Annotated in this window: 12 protein-coding genes; 1 reads left to right on the forward strand and 11 read right to left on the reverse strand. The window is 72.5% G+C overall.

Going from position 1 to position 16827, the window contains the following annotated elements:
- The 11 genes from AB0G63_RS16550 to AB0G63_RS16600 form a co-directional block, all read right to left on the reverse strand.
- On the reverse strand, window positions 1-1409 hold a 1409-nt coding region (locus tag AB0G63_RS16550; RefSeq protein ID WP_360750425.1), incomplete at its 3' end, for a DUF6177 family protein.
- Complete coding sequence (gene eccCa / locus AB0G63_RS16555) at window positions 1406-5377, reverse strand: type VII secretion protein EccCa (protein ID WP_360750427.1); 3972 nt, start codon at window positions 5375-5377, stop codon at window positions 1406-1408. The genes AB0G63_RS16550 and eccCa, both read right to left, overlap by 4 nt.
- 49 nt (window positions 5378-5426) lie before the next feature.
- On the reverse strand, window positions 5427-6740 hold the full coding sequence (locus tag AB0G63_RS16560) for a hypothetical protein (RefSeq protein WP_360750429.1): 1314 nt from the start codon (window positions 6738-6740) through the stop codon (window positions 5427-5429).
- Between the two features lie 14 nt (window positions 6741-6754).
- Entirely contained in the window at window positions 6755-8140 is a 1386-nt protein-coding gene (eccD, locus tag AB0G63_RS16565) for a type VII secretion integral membrane protein EccD (protein ID WP_360750577.1), read from the reverse strand.
- 16 nt (window positions 8141-8156) lie between these two features.
- Window positions 8157-8426 (reverse strand): hypothetical protein, encoded by a 270-nt coding sequence (locus AB0G63_RS16570; protein ID WP_360750431.1) that lies wholly within the window; start codon window positions 8424-8426, stop codon window positions 8157-8159.
- On the reverse strand, window positions 8423-9169 hold the full coding sequence (locus AB0G63_RS16575) for an immunity 49 family protein (protein ID WP_360750433.1): 747 nt from the start codon (window positions 9167-9169) through the stop codon (window positions 8423-8425). The genes AB0G63_RS16570 and AB0G63_RS16575 overlap by 4 nt, the downstream gene beginning before the upstream one ends.
- Window positions 9170-9295: 126 nt before the next feature.
- Window positions 9296-11920 (reverse strand): hypothetical protein, encoded by a 2625-nt coding sequence (locus tag AB0G63_RS16580; RefSeq protein ID WP_360750435.1) that lies wholly within the window; start codon window positions 11918-11920, stop codon window positions 9296-9298.
- Window positions 11917-12306 carry a DUF6507 family protein gene (locus AB0G63_RS16585; protein ID WP_360750437.1) on the reverse strand — a complete coding sequence of 130 codons (390 nt, stop codon included), beginning with the start codon at window positions 12304-12306 and terminating at the stop codon, window positions 11917-11919. Before AB0G63_RS16585 ends, AB0G63_RS16580 begins: the two co-directional genes overlap by 4 nt.
- Window positions 12307-12377: 71 nt before the next feature.
- Window positions 12378-12689: a pore-forming ESAT-6 family protein gene (locus tag AB0G63_RS16590; RefSeq protein ID WP_324783973.1), complete on the reverse strand. Its 312-nt coding sequence runs from the start codon at window positions 12687-12689 to the stop codon at window positions 12378-12380.
- Window positions 12690-12722: 33 nt separating this feature from the next.
- Window positions 12723-13055 carry a hypothetical protein gene (locus tag AB0G63_RS16595; RefSeq protein WP_324783972.1) on the reverse strand — a complete coding sequence of 111 codons (333 nt, stop codon included), beginning with the start codon at window positions 13053-13055 and terminating at the stop codon, window positions 12723-12725.
- A gap of 372 nt (window positions 13056-13427) precedes the next feature.
- Window positions 13428-14330, reverse strand: a complete 903-nt coding sequence (locus AB0G63_RS16600; protein ID WP_360750439.1) for a ribokinase — start codon at window positions 14328-14330, stop codon at window positions 13428-13430.
- 183 nt (window positions 14331-14513) lie between these two features.
- Between AB0G63_RS16600 and AB0G63_RS16605 the strand changes: the two genes are divergently transcribed.
- Window positions 14514-16778: an ATP-dependent RecD-like DNA helicase gene (locus tag AB0G63_RS16605; RefSeq protein ID WP_360750441.1), complete on the forward strand. Its 2265-nt coding sequence runs from the start codon at window positions 14514-14516 to the stop codon at window positions 16776-16778.
- Window positions 16779-16827 lie beyond the last annotated feature (49 nt).

Here is a 16827-nt window from a genome sequence, read left to right on the forward strand (position 1 = left end):
CCTGGCTGGTGTGCCGGGTCGTCGCACGGGTGCCCGCGGGCGACCACCGCATCGTCGTGGCCGAGGTCGTCCTCGGCGATCCCACCGGCCCCGAGCGGGTAGTGCAGGGCCGGGGCGGAGGCGGGGCCGAGCTGCACCGGCCGCCCGGCGACCGGCGGGCGGCGGGCATGGGTGAGACCGATGCCGCGCACGTCACGCGCCCCGAGGGTGAAGGCCAACGGGGTGGGCGGCGCCTGGAACCGAGGGGGCGCGGTCAGGTCGCGGGGGGCCCGGCGCAGCGATGTGAGCATCGTCGCCAGACCGTGGTCCGCGGCCAGGGCCCCGGCCAGCGACTCGATCCGGTCCGTGGGCGGGGCCTCGTCCGCTCCGTAGCCGACGGTCAGGGTGACGTCCTCCTCGACCCCGCCCTCCGTGCGCGAGATCCGCAGCGAGGCCGTCGCCGGGCGGCCGGGGTGTCCGACGGCGAGCAGATGGGTGGGTGCGGGCGCCCGGTCGCGCGCCAGATCGGTCAACTGACGCGGGGACCAGGGCAGATTGACGGGTTCGGCGGTGCCCCAGCCACCCGGTGCGGCCCCGGTCAGCGTGCGCCAGGCCGTCTCCAGCGCCCGGCCCAGCACCAAGTCGGCGGCGGCCGGCCGCAGGGTGCGGAACGCCACCACGAGCTGCCGTTCCGCGGCCGGTTCCGCCCTGGCGAACGCCTCCGCGACCACGGCCGCGCCGTCGGCGGTGACCACGGGCGCGAACGTGCCGTCCCGCCAGCGCAGTACCGCCCCGGACAGGCCGTCGTAGTAGCCCTGCGCCGGATCCTGGACGACCCAGCGGTTGGGCACCTGCAGCAGCGTCGCACGGGCGGCGGCGGTGAGGCGGACATGCGGCGGGGTGACGATCTGCAGGGCGCGTCCCGAGGCCGCCGCCGTCCGGAAGACCTCCGACAGCCACGGTGTCAGGGCGAGCACGGGCCGGTCGGCCAGCACGACCGCCGTGCTGTCCGTCAGCACGTCCACGACGGGCTGACCGTCGTCCGGCGCGACGACGGCCGTGACGTCGACGACCCTTGTGTCCGCCGCTTCCGCCGGCCACACGCCGCCGTCCAGCAGCAGGGCGAGCCGCCCGCAGACGGAGCCCGCCAGCCGCTCGGCCTCGGGCGCCGCGGTCGAGGCCCGGGCCTCGGTCCACCAGAACGGCACCGGAGTCGTCCGCCCGAGCAGGCGTTCGGCCTCGCCCGGCACCTGGACCAGGACCGGCGCCTCCACGGACACCAGCGGCCGGCCGTCCGGCCCGCGCAGGTGCAGGACCGCGCCGTCGGCGCCGGCGCTCACGTCCGCGCCGGGGCCGCCCGCGTAGAGCCCGGCCAGCAGGGCCCAGGTGTCGGGCATCTTCCGGGTGAGCGCGATGACGTCCTTGGTCACCTGGTTCCCTCCGCGACGAGGGCCGTCTGGACCAGGAGGTGGGAGCGGCCGCGGCGGACGAGGGTGCCGCGCCCCGGCGGCTGCTGGGAGGCGTACAGGCCGGGAAAGAGCTGTCCCTCGGTACGGTCGCCGGTCATGACGAGAGCGGCCGTGCCGGTCTCGCGCAAGGTGGTCAGCAGCGGTTCGTACAGCGCGCGGGAGGCACCGGCCGTGCGCCGGGCGAGGACGAAGTGCAGGCCGATGTCCTGGGCCGAGGAGACGTAGGGCAGGAACGGCGCCAGCGGCTGCTGTCCCGCGGTGGTGAGGATGTCGTAGTCGTCGACCAGGATGACGATGCGCGGTCCGCTGAAGGAGGGCCCGGTGTCGGGTGCGTCCGGGTCGGCCGTCTCCGGCAGGCGCTTCTCCAGCTCGGTGGCGATGCCCGTGGCCAGGGCGTTCGCCAGCTTGGCGTTGTGCGCGTAGCCGCCCCGGTACGGCTCGGGAACCACGCCGCGCAGGCCGCGGCGCGGGTCGAAGACGCCGAAGACGAGCTCCTCGTCGGAGTACCGCGCGACGAGCTGGGTGGCGACGAGCTTCAGCAGGTTCGTCTTGCCGCACTCGTTGTCGCCGAGGATCAGCAGGTGCTGGTCGGCGCCGAACAGGTCGAGCGGGACCGGCGCGAGGGTCTCCTGGTCGACACCGAGGGGGATCCGCGCCGGTTCGGCGGCCGGCGGGGGCAGCCGGTCCGCGTGCAGGCGGGTCGGCAGCACCCGTACGGGCCGTGCGACGTCGCCGTGCCAGGTGGCCCGGACGGTACGCGCGGCGTCCTCCAGCGCTGCCGCCACGTCGCCCGTCGTGGCACGGCCGTCGACGCGGGGCAGCGCCACCTGGGCGAAGAGCTTGCCGTCGGTCAGCACCCGGCCGGGGGTGTCGGGGGAGAGGGTCTCGGACAGCTTCCGGTCGACGGAGGAGTCCGCGGGGTCGTTCAGCCGCAGTTCGAGGCGGGTGCCGAACATCGACTGGGTGGCGATGCGGACGTCGTTCCAGCGCAGCATGCCGGCCACGACGTGGATGCCGTAGCCGCCGCCGCGTTTGAGCAGGTCGGCCACCGCGTCGTCGAGGTCGGCGAACTCGTCCCGCAGCGCGCCGAAGCCGTCGATCACCAGGACGACGTCGGTGGCGCCCAGTTCGGGCAGCCGGCCCAGGCCGCGCAGCCGGCGCAGTTCGTCGACCGAGTCGATCCCGTGCTCGCGGAACACCGCCTCGCGGTGCGTCAGCATGGCGCGCACCTCGGCGACCGTGCGGGCGGCCCGCTCGTGGTCGGCCCGCCCGGCGACCCCGCCGACGTGCGGCAGCCCGGCCAGCACGGACAGGCCGCCACCGGCCAGGTCGAGTCCGTAGACGGCGACGTCGTCCGGGGTGTGGGTGAGGGCGAGCGAGAGGACGAGCGTGCGCAGCAGCGTCGTCTTGCCGGACTGCGGGCCGCCGATCACCGCCGCGTGCCCGCCCGCCACCGTCAGGTCCAGCAGCCACCCGCCCTGCCACTGCCGGGCGGGATCGTCGAGCACGCCGAGCGGCGGGCGCATCCCGCCCGCGGCGCCCGCCAGGTGCAGTCCGCGCTCGGAGACCCGCACCGGGCCGGCGGCCGCGTCGAGGGTGACGGCGTCCGGCAGCGGCGGCAGCCAGATCCGGCGGACGGGAGGTGCCGCCGTGGCGAGTTGTCCGACCACGACGGACAGGACGGTGGGTCCGGTCTCGCGCTTGGTGGCGACCGGCTCGTCGGCCACGGCGTCGGACGTCCGCTCCGGGCTGTAGGCCGGGTAGGGCAGGGCGAGCGGCCGGTCGCCGTCCTCCGTGCGCCGCTCGGGGCCGTGATGGGCGCCGGAGACGTAACCGGCCTTGAACCGCTGGTAGGTGGAGGTGTCCACCTTCAGGTAGCCGAACCCGGGCAGCGGCGGCAGGTGGAAGGCGTCGGTGGTGTCGAGGACCGTGCGGGACTCGTCGGCGGAGAAGGTGCGCAGACCCAGCCGGTACGACAGGTAGGTGTCGAGGCCCTTGAGCCTGCCGCCCTCGATGCGCTGGCTGGACAGCAGCAGATGCACGCCGATGGAGCGTCCGATGCGGCCGATGGACAGGAACAGGTCGATGAAGTCCGGTTTCGCGGTGATCAGTTCGCCGAACTCGTCGATGACCACGAAGAGGTGGGGGAGGGGCTCCAGGCCGGGGCGCCCGGTGGCGCGCAGGGCGGCGTAGTGGCCGATGTCGGCGACGCTGCCCGCGTCCTTGAGCACCTGCTGGCGGCGCTTGACCTCGCCGGCCAGGCTGGTGTGGACGCGTTCGACGAGGCCGGCCTGGTTCTCCAGGTTGGTGATCACGCCGGCCACGTGCGGGAGTCCGGTGAAGGGGGCGAAGGTGGCGCCGCCCTTGTAGTCGACGAGGACGAGGGCGAGGTCCTCGGGGGAGTGGGTGGCCGTCAGCGCGAGCACCAGGGTGCGCAGCAGTTCGCTCTTGCCGGAGCCGGTGGCGCCGACGCACAGCCCGTGCGGTCCCATGCCGAGCTGTGAGGACTCCTTCAGGTCCAGCAGCACCGGCTCGTGACGGTCCGTCACGCCGATCGGCACGCGCAGGAAGTCCCGTTCGCCGCGCGGCGCCCACAGCCGCTCCAGGTCGAGGGCGGCTGGGTCGTCGACGCCGAGCAGGGCCGGGAAGCCGACCGGTCCGGTGACCGGCGTGCCCTCGGCGGCCGACTCCGCGGACAGCCGCAGCGGGGCCAGCATGCGGGCGATCCCCTCGGCCCCGGCCGCGGTCACTGCGTCGGCGGTGCCCTGCGCACTGCTTCCGACCAGGTCGTCCACGACCACCTGGTCGCCGTCGACGCTGATGCGCACGCTCACCTGATCGGGTTCGTGCACCTGCCGCTCCAGCAGGTGCAGCACCGTGACGCCCAGGTCCGGCAGGCCGACTGCCGAGTCCGGGCTGGGCAGCTCGGCGGCCGGCTCACCGTAGGAGTCGTGGACGACGAGCAGCCGGGACGTCGCCCGCAGCGCGTCCCGGTCGGCGAGGCCGCGCCGCACCTCGGCCGCGTAGCCCGCCCGCCGTCCCAGCTCGTGCCGGAACCGGTGGGCGAGCTGCGGCAGGCTCGGCGCGATGCGCCGGGCGGCGACGGGACCGTCGTACTCCTGGGCGTCGAGGACGTGGGGGAGCCACTTGGCCCACTCCCACTCCGCCAGCCGGTCGCCGGGCACCGCGAGACCGACGGCCAGGTCGTCGGGCGCGTGCGTCACCGCTGCCTGCACGAGCAGGGCGCGCGCCACCCGCAGGACGCCTTCCCGGTCGCCGACGACGCTCACGTTCCCCGCCCGGTCCAGGGGAACGGTGAGCGGGAAGTCGGGGGCGGCGGCGAAGCGGCTCTGCAGCGCGCGGGCCTCGTTGAGCATGAACGGATCCGGCGGCGTCAGCACCCCGCCCGCTGCGCTCTGGCCGATCGTCACCTCCTGGGCGGGTACCTCGCCCGTGCCCAGCCGCGGGTGCAGGAAGTCCGCGTCCCGGCGGCGGCGCTCCCACAGCCGGGCCGGGTCCCGCACCACGTCGTACAACGCCTCGGGCGGGGGGTTCACCTCGCGGGCCGCGCGTCGTCTCTCCCGTTCCGCCGCGCCCAGCTCCTCCCGCAGCTCCTCCAGATACTCCAGGTACCGCTCCCGCTGCACCCGCCGGGTGCGCTGCGCCTTGCCGCGCTGCGACAGGAACAGCGCCACCGCACCGAGCAGCGCGAAGACCAGGACGACCGCGCCGAGCACCGCGAACTGGCTGTTGCGGACGACCGTCATCATGATCACCGACCCCATGACGCCGGCCATGGGGAGCAGCGCCGTCGCCGCGTTGCCGAGCTTGCCCTCGGGCAGGTTGGGCGGCGGTTCCACGGCGCGCCGCGGTGCGGGCGGCAGCGGACGGGTGCTGCGGGCGGGACGGTGGACGAGGCGCAGGGTCACGGGCCGGGCTTTCGACGTCGGCGGGCAGGACGGGCGGGCGGGCGCGGTGTCACCGGACCCTCACCGCCCGGCGCATCGCCTCGGCCGCCAGTCCGAGCGCCGCGTCCCGGGTGGTACGGCCGAGCAGATCCGTACGGATGGGTCCGCCGCCGGCGAGGTGGCGGTCGTACGGCAGGACGACGACGGTGGCGCCGGTCTCCTTCAGGTGCGCGGTGGCCGTCTTCACGTCCAGCCGCGTGTCGGGCGTGTTCGCGGTGAGGGCGACCACCGTGGTCGCCAGGGCGGAGTGCGGCAGCCCGGCCAGCCAGTCCAGTACCTGACGGGTGCCGCCGACGCCCTCCGCGGTCGTGGGCGCGACGATCACCCTGGCGTGGGCGGTGTCCATCGCGGTGCGGGCCACCTCGCCGGGCAGCGTCTCGCAGTCGACCACCGTCACCGCGAAGTACCGCCGCAGCGCGAGGGTCACCCTGCGGTACGTCGGCACGTCCAAGGGGGCGCCCACCCGGCCCTGGCTCGCGGGCAGCAGCCAGCCGCCGTCGGACACGGGCACCAGGTAGCCGGTGACGTCGGTCAACTGCATGGCGGGGGTCAGGATCCGCGCCAGGTCGACGCACGACCACCGCACCGACTCCGCGCCCATCCGCACCGCGAGCGTGCCGAGCGCGGCGTCGGCCTCCAGGGTGAGGACCGGATCGTGACGGTAGTGGTTGAAGGCCCGGCCGAGCAGCGCGGCGACCGTGGACTTTCCGACACCCCCGCGGATGGAGGTGACGGCGATGATCCGCCCGGTGGTGACCGGCTGCTGCAACTCCTCGGCAAGACGGGTCTGTTCGGCCACGTCCTGAGAGACGGAGGAGGCCAGCCCGCGCAGCGAACGGCCGGTGCGGCGGCCGAGCGAGTCGCCGTGCCGGGGGCGGCCGAGGGCTATGGCGAGGCGGGGGTCGACCGTGGGGACGGACTCCGGCGCGGGGACGGCGGAAGCCGACTCCGGCGCGGGGGAGGGGCGCCGGGGGCCGGCCGGGGGGACGGGCGCGGGGGTGCGGGGATCGGCGGGCGGAGCGGCCCCGGGGTCCGGCTGCCGGCGTTCGACGGGCGGGGTGGGGTGCGGTTCCGGCCGGCGATGCCCGGTGGGCGGGGTGGGTTCGGGTTCCGGCTGCCGGGGTTCGGGCCGGGCCGAGTGGACCAGGCGCAGGGTCGGCTCGCCGGCGCTGCGTGCCGGAGCCGCGCGCTGCCCCAACTCCCGCAACACATCACGCTGCCAGTCGCCGCTGCCGCCTCCGCCTCCGCCTTCGCGCTCGCCTCCGCCCCGGCCCTCGCGTCCCGGCCGCTGCTCCCCCTGCGCCATGCCGTCCCGCTGCGCCATGCCGTCCCGCTCCCTCAAGCGAAGGTGCCGAGCAGACGCCCGTACACGCCGAAGACCCCGATGAGCAGCGGGAGCAGCGCGATGACGCCGACGGACTCGAGCAGGTCGCCCGCCCGCCGCAGCCGCACCCGCACGTGTTCGGACGGCTGGACGGCGAGGACGGCCAACGGCAGCACGGCCAGCGCCGCGAGCACGATCAGCGGCGCCCCCGCCGTGCCGGACCGCTCCGACCACACCGACACCAGCCGTACGGCCACCACGGCGCTGCCCGCGAGCAGCACCACCACCTCGCCGACCAGGGGAAACGCCCGGGCCCGGAGGGCCAGCACCACGGCCGTGACGACGGCGAGCAGCACCGTCCACACCGAGGGCGCGCGCAACGCCCACACGCCCGCGACCGTCGCCGACACGGTCAGGACCACCGTGGCGAGCACCAGCCCGCGATGGGCTGCCGCCAGGGCCGCGGAGACCTGGTGCCGGCTCACCGACACCCCGCCCGACCGCCGGTCGTCGAGTCCCGAGAGCCCGGACGCCATGAGGGCGAGACGCGGCAGCAGCCCCAGCACCACCACGGAGGCGACGGCGAGGACGGCCCCCGTCCTGGCCTGCTGTCCGGCCGTCTCCGCGCCGTTCTGCACGGCGGCGACGGCCTCCCAGCCGAGCACGGTGACGGCCACGGCGCCGGCCCCGACCACCGCGCCGCGCCCCAACGGCGTGCACAGGCCGAGCAGCACCAGAGCCGCCGCCACCACCGCGGACACGCCCGCGACCCGCAGCGTGCCCGGCCAGCCCTGAGCGTCGGCGAGACCGAACGCACCGAGTACGCCCAGCACTCCGGCGGCGCAGACGAGGGTGGCGGCGATCCCGCGCCGCCCGGCCCGCCCGAGCAGGGCCCCGGCGAGTGCGGCGACCGCGGCCGGGACGAGCAACCCACCGGCGACGGCGCCGGGCGGGTAGGCGTTCCGCGCGAACAGGGCGGCGACGCCGGCCCACCCCACGGTGGCGAGCCCCGCGGTGACCCGCCGCGCCCGCGGTCCCCACCGCCACGCCCGGCCGCCCAGGTCCTCGGCGACCTCGTCGCTCACGTCGTGCACGACGGGCGCCGAGGGCGCGTCCTCGGCGCGCACGAGCCGCAGCACGGCGCCGTCGCGGACGCCCGCGGACTCCAGGGTGCTGTCGTGGTCGAGCGCGGAGCCGTCCGTGGTCACGAGATGCCGTGGCTCGGGACGCTCACCCACCCGGTCGTCCAGCAGCCGCAGAATCTCGGGCAGCAGCAGCCCGACCGGCTCCCGCGCCGGCAACACCAGATCGATACGACGCCGCTCACCGACCAGGGTGACGCGGCTGAGGACGACCGCGGTCCCACCGGCCGCCGTATGACTCAACGCCCCCGCAGACATCACGTGTTCGAACCTATCACCGGCCGGAAGGGCTGCCCGAGGGCACGGACGACTGCACGGACCCGCCGTACGGGCTCTTCCCGACCACCCGGTGCGACACGAACGACCACCCCACACACCCGGCGCACAACACGGCCGCGATCACCACTCCGGCGAACACCTTTCCCACCCGCTCATCGACGGAGCGCCGTTGCCGCTGGGCACCGAAGAGCAGAGCATCCCGAAGACGCCGCCGCCGCACCGACACCGACTCCAGCAGCTGACTGTCGTAGTCCTGGGCCGTCACGTGGGGAACTCCCCGAGCCAGGCCCGATTCAGCAACTCACTGGGGAGATAGTCGGATTCCACCTCGATCGGGAGGCCGGCGTCGTAGGCGAGGCAGGCAACGGCGAGCGGCCCCAGTGCGAGGTAGCCTTCGACGGTTCGCTCCCGGTCCTGCGTCGCAGTCCAGAACGCCTTGTGGAGTTGCAGCGCTTCGACCAGAGCCTGATTGAACCCGGCGCGGTCCTTCCGCAGGAACTGGTGGAAGAGGCTGATCGGCTGGTAAAGAATCTTGTCCAGGAGGTCCCGGTCGGCGATTCGAGCGTTTTCCGGGGCGGACGCCTGAATTGCAGTGACCAACTTTTCGCCCAATCCCGGGCGCTCCAGCCAGTAAGACTGGAGAGCGTCGATCCAGTGGTAGACGTACTCGTCGTATTCGGTTCCCGATGCGCGCAGCGTATCGATCGAGACATCGCACAACTGGGTCATCCGGTCCTGCTCACGGCATACGACGGAGAGCCAGAAGGCCGTGAGCCAGTTGCCCGCCTTGACGTAGGGCTGTGGACCGGTCGCCGGAATCGCTCGCACGTGGTCACTGATCCGGCACTCCACGACCCCATCGGTCCGGCCGGCGACTGCGAACATCGCGGTACTCACCTGCATGGCTGTGACGACGGCCTCCCAGGTGGCCAACGCCGACGCGTCGGGATTGACCGCCAGGCGTGCCTGCACATGAGTCATCGCCTTGCTCAACGCGAGGTCGAACATGCGCGGCGACTGCTCAAGAGACGCGACGGACCGGGCAAGGCTCTCGCCCAGCCTCTGCGCGTACGCCTGGTCGTCAGGTCCCGGGCTGCCATGCCGAGCCACCCTCACCGTCACTGAATGCTCCCGTTACCCGATGTCGAACTTGTGCATTTCGTAGCCAGCGTACTTGGCGCCGTCGACCTTGCCCTTGACGAGTATGTAGTCGACCTTGCCTTCAGCAAGGGCCTGTTCGAGTTCATCCGCCAGAATATCCTCGCTGGGGTGCTCGCGGCCCCGGAGTCGCATTTCCCGGAGGATGTCCAGAAAGTATTCACGGGTCCCTTGCATGGCTCTCCCGCCGCCATCCTCCGGAGGTATTCGGCGGGAGCCGAGGTCCGTGGTAACGTTGGACTTTGCTTCGACTACGGCAAACCCGCCGTCGGCGCGGCGCCAAACCTGGTCGAACTGATCGTTGCCGTTGGCCGGTCCGTACAGTGTCTCTTTGGTGGAGTTCGGGTACAACTCCGGGATTGCCTGATGCTCCGCTACCGCCTCGCCAAAGGCTTCAGCGGCTTTGGTGCGTTCAGTCATCGCGGATTTGTACTCATTTCCGACCTCTCGCAGAGTCAGGTCGTCCGCCGTTCCTGCGAGCAGCCCCCTGTGACGGTCGGCACTCGCTGAATAGTCGATGGAACTCCGTCGGCGGCCTGCCGCATCATCCAAGGTGCGAAGTGTGTCGTCACTCAGTACCTGATTCCGCGCCCGATTTACTTCGGCACCATGGACGTACTTCTCCGGAATGGGCGGTGGGGCGTCCGAGGCTGCTGTCTTCACGCGCGTCACTGGGTCTACATCCAGCTGAACCGGCGCGAAGCCGCTCTCATCCGTGATCTTCGTGTTCAGTCGCCGGCCGTCGGCCATGTAGTATTTCGCGAAGTATCCGGGCTCATTATTGGCGCGGTAGACCTGTATCTCCTTGATCTGCGCAGGAGTGAGTCTTCCCCGGGGTCCGTAGGGGTTCGGGCCTTCCTGCATAAAGGCTGGCCGCTCCGGGCTCGTCTGCCGGCCCGGAGCATCCTGGTCGGGATAGCGTATGGCGCCCGTTGCGTCGTCCCCGGTACGGCCGAGGTCGTCCGTACTGCCGCCCCCGTGACCACCTTCTGCTCTGCCGTGCTGCGCACCGCCGTGACCGTCCTGGCCCCCGGCGCCGGTGTCGGAGCTGCGGCCTTCGGCGCCGCGCGCTGGCAACGCGTCGGCGTCGTGCCGGCCTGCCTGCTCGCCGGCATGCGTGGCGGCGTGTCCGCCGCCGTGCCCTGTGGTGCCGTCGCCGAGCGGGCGTGCTGCGGCCTCGCCCCCGGCATGTGCCGCGGCGTTGCTGCCCGCGCCCACCGGCACCGCCTCCCCGTGCGGCAGGGTGTGTTCCAGCATCGCCCGGTCCGCGGCCGAGAGTTCCACCGTGGCCGCCGCCCGCGTGCCGTCCGGTTTGATGACCGAGCCGTCGTCCAGGTTCAGGCGTGTTCCGTCCGGCCACTCGATGTGGTTGCCGACCACGACCGGGACGTCGTCGGCGATCTTCAGCACGCTGCCGTCCGGCTGGACCCTCCCCGCCCCCGAGAGGACGTCGGTGTACGCGCCGGTCCGCAGGTTCTTCAGACTGCCGAACAGGTCGGCGACCTTGACCGTGCCGAACTTCGCCGCCTTGCCGATGTACGTCATCGGGTCGACCAGCCGGCTCGCCTTGCCGAGCGCGCCGATCGTCCGTGCGACGGCGCCGCCCTTGGCCGCGGTGCCCGCGCCGCCGGTGAAGACGGTCGTCAGCACGTTGAAGGTGACCGCACCGCCGGCCCGCGCCGGGTTCCTGCCCCACTCGTCGTAGGCGATCAGCGCCTTGCCGGCCTCGGTCACCGTCCGGCGGGAGTCGCGCAGGTAGGCGGGCAGTTTGTCGTCGGGCAGCAGCCAGTACGCCGTCCCGAGCGGCGAGAGCGTGATCCCGAGGCCGGTCACGAGCTTGCCGAGCCCCTTCCAGGCCTCGCCCATCGCGTCCAGGCCGTCGAAGCCGACCAGCGTGCCGAGCCCGCGGATCGTGCCCCACACGCCGTCGACGAAGAAGCCCTTGCCGAACTCCACGACCTGGTGGCCCAGCCAGTCCAGGCCGTGCCGCTCCTTCTCGACCGTCCTGCCCCAGGGCAGTTCGTCGGAGGAGTCGAGGAGATCCTCGGTGAAGCCGTAGGTGGACGTGCCCCGCTTGAGGAGACGTTTCTGTGCGCCGTCCTCCACGATCAGCGTCGAGCCGTGCACCAGTGCCGTGATCTTGTTGTGGCAGGTGATCTCGGCCTGCCAGAAGGCCGCGGTCGCGGCGTTGACGTCGTGCACGAGGTCGTTGTTGAGCTGGACGTTGTCGTCGTCCTCACGCCAGTGGTCGTCGCCCGCGATGTCCGCCCGGAAGGTCTCGGCCCGCGCCTTCAGGCTCCTGAGCCTTGCCACCAGCGGCTGGATCTCCGCCTCGTAGGCGCTCAGCGCCGCGCCCACCTTCTCCAGGTCGTCGGCGAACCTGTCGGCCTTGGCCGCGACCGGAGCGGTCGTCGCGAAGAGCTGCTCCGCCTCCGGGGCCGAATAACACGCGGACAGGCCCTGGAACTTGGCGTGCACGTCCGCCCCGGCGAACCGGAAGGCGGACGCCTCCGCGGTCAGCAGCAGGGCGTCGGTGCTCAGCTGCTCCAGGTCGCCGGTGAACTGCGGGATGTTCTGCGGATCGATGAGGTCGGCGCTCACTGACCCCCCTGCGGTCCCTCGGCCCCGGGCAGATCGATCTTGGGCTCCTTCAGCGCGTTCGCCTGCGCCTTCGCGGCCATCTCCAGATCGCCCTTGACGTATTCGCTGGTGGCGGTGGCCGCACCGCTCAGGGAGTTCGACGTGCGCACCGCCACGTACGTCAGGTCCTTCTGGTACGCCTCGAAGAACTCACCCAGCGCCGCCGCGACCGGCCCCTGCACCCCGCTCTTCTCGACACCGCCCTGCTGGATCGTGCCGGCGGACTTCGCCGCGCTCGGCAGGGTCTCACCGAGCGCCTTGCCGGTGTTCGAGAGCCCCTCGGCGGCCTTCCCCGTCTCGTTCAGGACGTGCTGCACGCCCGAGGGCGAGATGTCCCACCCCGTCATGTGGATCCCCCGTGAAGTTCAGGCACTTGCCGTCGCCGTCGCCATGACACATCCGTCATGACACATCCGCGTCAACCGATGTTGTCGACCGCCGCCCGCGCCTTCGCCATCGTCGACTGCGCGGTCCCGTCGTTCTCCTCGAGCGTGGTGCGGACGAGGTGGATGATGTTGCGCACCTCGGTCGCGGCGTGGTTCCAGCGGACCTCCTTGCCGTGGTACTCGTCCGAGACGCCGTCGGCCTGGAAGTCGGCCATCGCGGCCTTCACCGCACGGTCACGGTCGGACAGCACCCGCTCCAGCTGGCCGATGATGCCCTGCAGGCTGCCCTGCACCTCGCTGGAGGCGCCGGTGTCGTACGAGCGGCGGTCCTGGCTCTGACCCATCGTCACAATCCCCCTGTTCCCTGTCGGCCGTGTCTACCGGCCGCCGAAGCGGGCGGCGTCGAAGTTGGCCGCGCCCATGTTCTTGGTCGCGTTGTCCCGGGTCTCGACGTCACCGGTACCGAAGGCGGTGTCCATGCCGCTCTGACCGCCGAGGATCGCGCCGAGCGAGCTGTTCAGGGCGTTGGTGATCTCGTCCGCCCTGGCCTTGAACGAGTCGAAGGCGACCTTGCCGGATCCGTTGAACTTGCCCTCCAACGGCTCCGCCGCCTGGATCAGCCACCGGATCAACGTGCCCAGGTCGTCACTGGAACCGACCGTGCTCCTGCCGAGCTCCGACAGGGTCGTCGACCCCATGTCGAACTTCACGTGCCCACCCCCGTGCATCACGTAATCATCAAAGAATCACAGCGCGTTCGCGCATGTTGCATCACAACAGGTTGCACACGCAACGCAGTTGATCGTGGTGTGGCAGGATCCGGACATCTCCGCGACGTGATCACCGCACCGCTCCGCCGACAGAGGGGACAGGCGCCCGCCGGGCCCGGAAAAAATTCCGCGCCCCCGTACAACCCTCCCCCCGCCTGGCGGGTCGTACGTGGCATCAGGGCTTCTGGGTGGGGATCCGGGGGGATCGCGGGGGTTCTGAACGGGAGGGGAGAACCGAGGGGGTTCGGCCGACGGGCCGGGCCCCCTCGAAGCATGTCCGGGCACCACGGCACCGCAGCTCAGCGGCGCGTCTCACAGCTCCTCGACCTCCGTCGCCGTCGGGAACGACTCCTGCGCGCCGCGCCGGGTGACCGCCACCGCTCCCACCCGGGCCGCGTACTCCGCCGCCTCCGGCAGGGGCGCGCCGGTGCCCAGGCGGTAGGCCAGCGCCGCCGTGAACGCGTCGCCCGCGCCCGTCGTGTCCACCGCGTCGACCCGCACGGGCGGGACCCGGCCGACGCCCGCCGAGGACGCCACCAGGGCGCCCCGCGCGCCCAGCGTCACCACCACCGAACGCGGGCCCTTGGCGAGCAGCAGCCGCGCCCAGTCCTCCGGCCGGTCGCTCACGCACGCGTCGCCCAGGATCACCCTGGCCTCGTGCTCGTTGACGATCAGCGGGTCGCAGGCCGCCAGCACCTCGCCCGGCAGCGGCCGCGGCGGGGACGGGTTCAGCACGAAACGGCTGTCCGGCGTCAGGTTGCGGACCACCTCCACGACCGTCTCCAGCGGGATCTCCAACTGGGCGGAGACCACCCGCGCGGCCTGGAAGAGGCTCGCGGCCGTCCGGACGTCCTCGGGGGTCAGCCGGCCGTTCGCGCCCGGCGAGACCACGATGCTGTTGTCCCCCGACGGGTCCACCGTGATCAGCGCGACCCCGGTCGGCGCCCCGCCCACCAGCACGCCCACCGTGTCCACCCCGGCCGCCCGCTGCGAGTCCAGCAGCAGCCGGCCGTGGGCGTCGTCGCCGACCCGGGCCAGCAGGACCGTACGGGCTCCGAGCCGGGCCGCCGCGACCGCCTGGTTCGCGCCCTTGCCGCCCGGGTGCACGGCCAGGTCGGAGCCGAGCACGGTCTCCCCGGCTCCCGGCCGGCGCTCGACCTCGATCACCAGGTCGGCGTTGGCCGACCCCACGACCAGCAGGTCGTAGTCGTACATCAGGGTCCCCGTCCCGTCGTCCTCGTCCCGTGTGGTCCTCGTCGCGCGGTGCTCGTCGCGTGGTCCTCGTCCCGCCGTCCTCGTCGTCCGGGACCACCTTCACCGGCACCCCGGGGGCGCACCGCGGGACGCAGGGGCCCGAGACCGGATCGTGATGTCAGAGCCCGGGGGTAGCGTCGGATCATGTCCAATCAGGCGGGGAGTCCCTCCCATCCGGGGGAGCGGCGCACGGCCGTGCTCGAGGGCGTGCTCGAGCGCATCACGTACGCCAACGAGGAGAACGGCTACACGGTGGCCCGGGTCGACACCGGCCGCGGCGCGGGCGACCTGCTGACGGTCGTCGGCGCGCTGCTGGGCGCCCAGGTCGGCGAGTCGTTGCGGATGGAGGGCCGCTGGGGCTCTCACCCCCAGTACGGCAAGCAGTTCACGGTCGAGAACTACACGACGGTGCTGCCGGCCACCGTCCAGGGCATCCGCCGCTACCTGGGCTCCGGCCTGGTCAAGGGCATCGGGCCGGTCTTCGCCGACCGCATCACCCAGCACTTCGGCACCGACACCCTGAGGATCATCGAGGAGGAGCCGAAGCGCCTGATCGAGGTGCCCGGACTCGGCCCCAAGCGCACCAAGAAGATCGCCGACGCCTGGGAGGAACAGAAGGCCATCAAGGAGGTCATGCTCTTCCTCCAGACGGTCGAGGTCTCGACGTCCATCGCGGTGCGCATCTACAAGAAGTACGGGGACGCCTCCATCTCCGTCGTGAAGAACCAGCCCTACCGGCTGGCGGCCGACGTCTGGGGCATCGGCTTCCTTACCGCCGACAAGATCGCCCAGTCCGTCGGCATCCCGCACGACAGCCCGGAGCGCGTCAAGGCCGGCCTGCAGTACGCGCTGTCGCAGGCCACCGACCAGGGCAACTGCTACCTGCCCGAGGAGCGGCTGATCGCGGACGCGGTGAAGCTGCTGCAGGTCGACACCGGCCTGGTCATCGAGTGCCTCGCCGAGCTGGCGGCGCCCCCGGAGGAGGGCGAGGACCCCGGCGTCGTACGTGAGAAGGTGCCCGGACCGGACGGCGGCGATCCCGTCACCGCCATCTACCTGGTCCCCTTCCATCGTGCCGAACTCTCCCTCTCCGCGCAGCTGTTGCGGCTGCTGCGCACCGACGAGGACCGGATGCCGGGCTTCCGCGAGGTGGCCTGGGACAAGGCGCTGGGCTGGCTGAGGGGCCGCACCGGGGCGGACCTCGCCCCCGAGCAGGAGGCCGCCGTCAAGCTGGCGCTGACCGAGAAGGTCGCCGTGCTCACCGGCGGGCCCGGCTGCGGCAAGTCCTTCACGGTCCGCTCGATCGTGGAGCTGGCCCGCGCCAAGAAGGCCCGGGTCGTGCTGGCCGCCCCCACCGGCCGGGCCGCCAAGCGCCTGGCCGAGCTCACCGGCGCGGAGGCCTCCACCGTCCACCGCCTGCTGGAGCTGAAGCCGGGCGGCGACGCTGCCTACGACCGGGACCGGCCGCTGGAGGCCGACCTGGTCGTGGTCGACGAGGCCTCGATGTTGGACCTGCTGCTGGCGAACAAGCTGGTCAAGGCGGTCCCGCCCGGCGCCCACCTGCTGTTCGTCGGGGACGTCGACCAGCTGCCCAGCGTGGGCGCCGGCGAGGTGCTGCGCGATCTGCTCGCCGAGGGCAGTCCCGTCCCGGCGGTCCGCCTCACGCGCGTGTTCCGCCAGGCCCAGCAGTCCGGCGTGGTCACCAACGCGCACCGGATCAACGCCGGGCAGCACCCGGTCACGGACGGCATGAAGGACTTCTTCCTCTTCGTCGAGGACGACACCGAGGCGGCCGGACGGCTCACGGTGGACGTGGCGGCCCGGCGGATCCCGGCCAGGTTCGGCCTCGACCCGCGCCGGGACGTCCAGGTGCTCGCGCCGATGCACCGCGGGCCGGCCGGTGCCGGCACGCTCAACGGGCTGCTCCAGCAGGCCATCACCCCGGGCCGTCCGGATCTGCCCGAGAAGCGTTTCGGCGGCCGGGTCTTCCGAGTCGGCGACAAGGTGACCCAGATTCGCAACAATTACGACAAGGGCAAGAACGGTGTCTTCAACGGCACCGTGGGCGTGGTCACCTCGCTGGACCCGGTCGATCAGCGCCTGACGGTGCTGACGGACGAGGACGAGGAGGTTCCGTACGAATTCGACGAGCTGGACGAACTGGCGCACGCGTACGCGGTGACCATCCACCGCTCCCAGGGCAGCGAGTATCCGGCCGTGGTGATCCCGGTGACCACCGGCGCCTGGATGATGCTCCAGCGGAACCTGTTGTATACGGCGGTCACCCGGGCCAAGAAGCTGGTCGTCCTCGTCGGTTCACGCAAGGCGATCGGTCAGGCGGTGCGCACGGTGTCCGCGGGACGCCGCTGCACGGCGCTCGACTTCCGGCTCGCCCCCAGGCCCCTGTAGGCCCCCGCGGGCGGCTCCCGGGGCAGGCATCGTAAAAAATGATCGATCA

It is taken from the genome of Streptomyces sp. NPDC020996 (assembly GCF_040641355.1).
In the GTDB taxonomy this organism is placed as follows: domain Bacteria; phylum Actinomycetota; class Actinomycetes; order Streptomycetales; family Streptomycetaceae; genus Streptomyces.

What these genes read in the sequence shown, in the direction of transcription:
- AB0G63_RS16590 (WP_324783973.1), bottom strand. Translation starts at nt 12,689, where the DNA reads ATGGGTCAGAGCCAGGACCGCCGCTCGTACGACACCGGCGCCTCCAGC.
- AB0G63_RS16575 (WP_360750433.1), bottom strand. Translation starts at nt 9,169, where the DNA reads ATGTTCGACCTCGCGTTGAGCAAGGCGATGACTCATGTGCAGGCACGC.
- AB0G63_RS16585 (WP_360750437.1), bottom strand. Translation starts at nt 12,306, where the DNA reads ATGACGGGGTGGGACATCTCGCCCTCGGGCGTGCAGCACGTCCTGAAC.
- AB0G63_RS16560 (WP_360750429.1), bottom strand. Translation starts at nt 6,740, where the DNA reads ATGGCGCAGCGGGACGGCATGGCGCAGGGGGAGCAGCGGCCGGGACGC.
- AB0G63_RS16600 (WP_360750439.1), bottom strand. Translation starts at nt 14,330, where the DNA reads ATGTACGACTACGACCTGCTGGTCGTGGGGTCGGCCAACGCCGACCTG.
- eccD (WP_360750577.1), bottom strand. Translation starts at nt 8,140, where the DNA reads ATGTCTGCGGGGGCGTTGAGTCATACGGCGGCCGGTGGGACCGCGGTC.
- AB0G63_RS16605 (WP_360750441.1), top strand. Translation starts at nt 14,514, where the DNA reads ATGTCCAATCAGGCGGGGAGTCCCTCCCATCCGGGGGAGCGGCGCACG.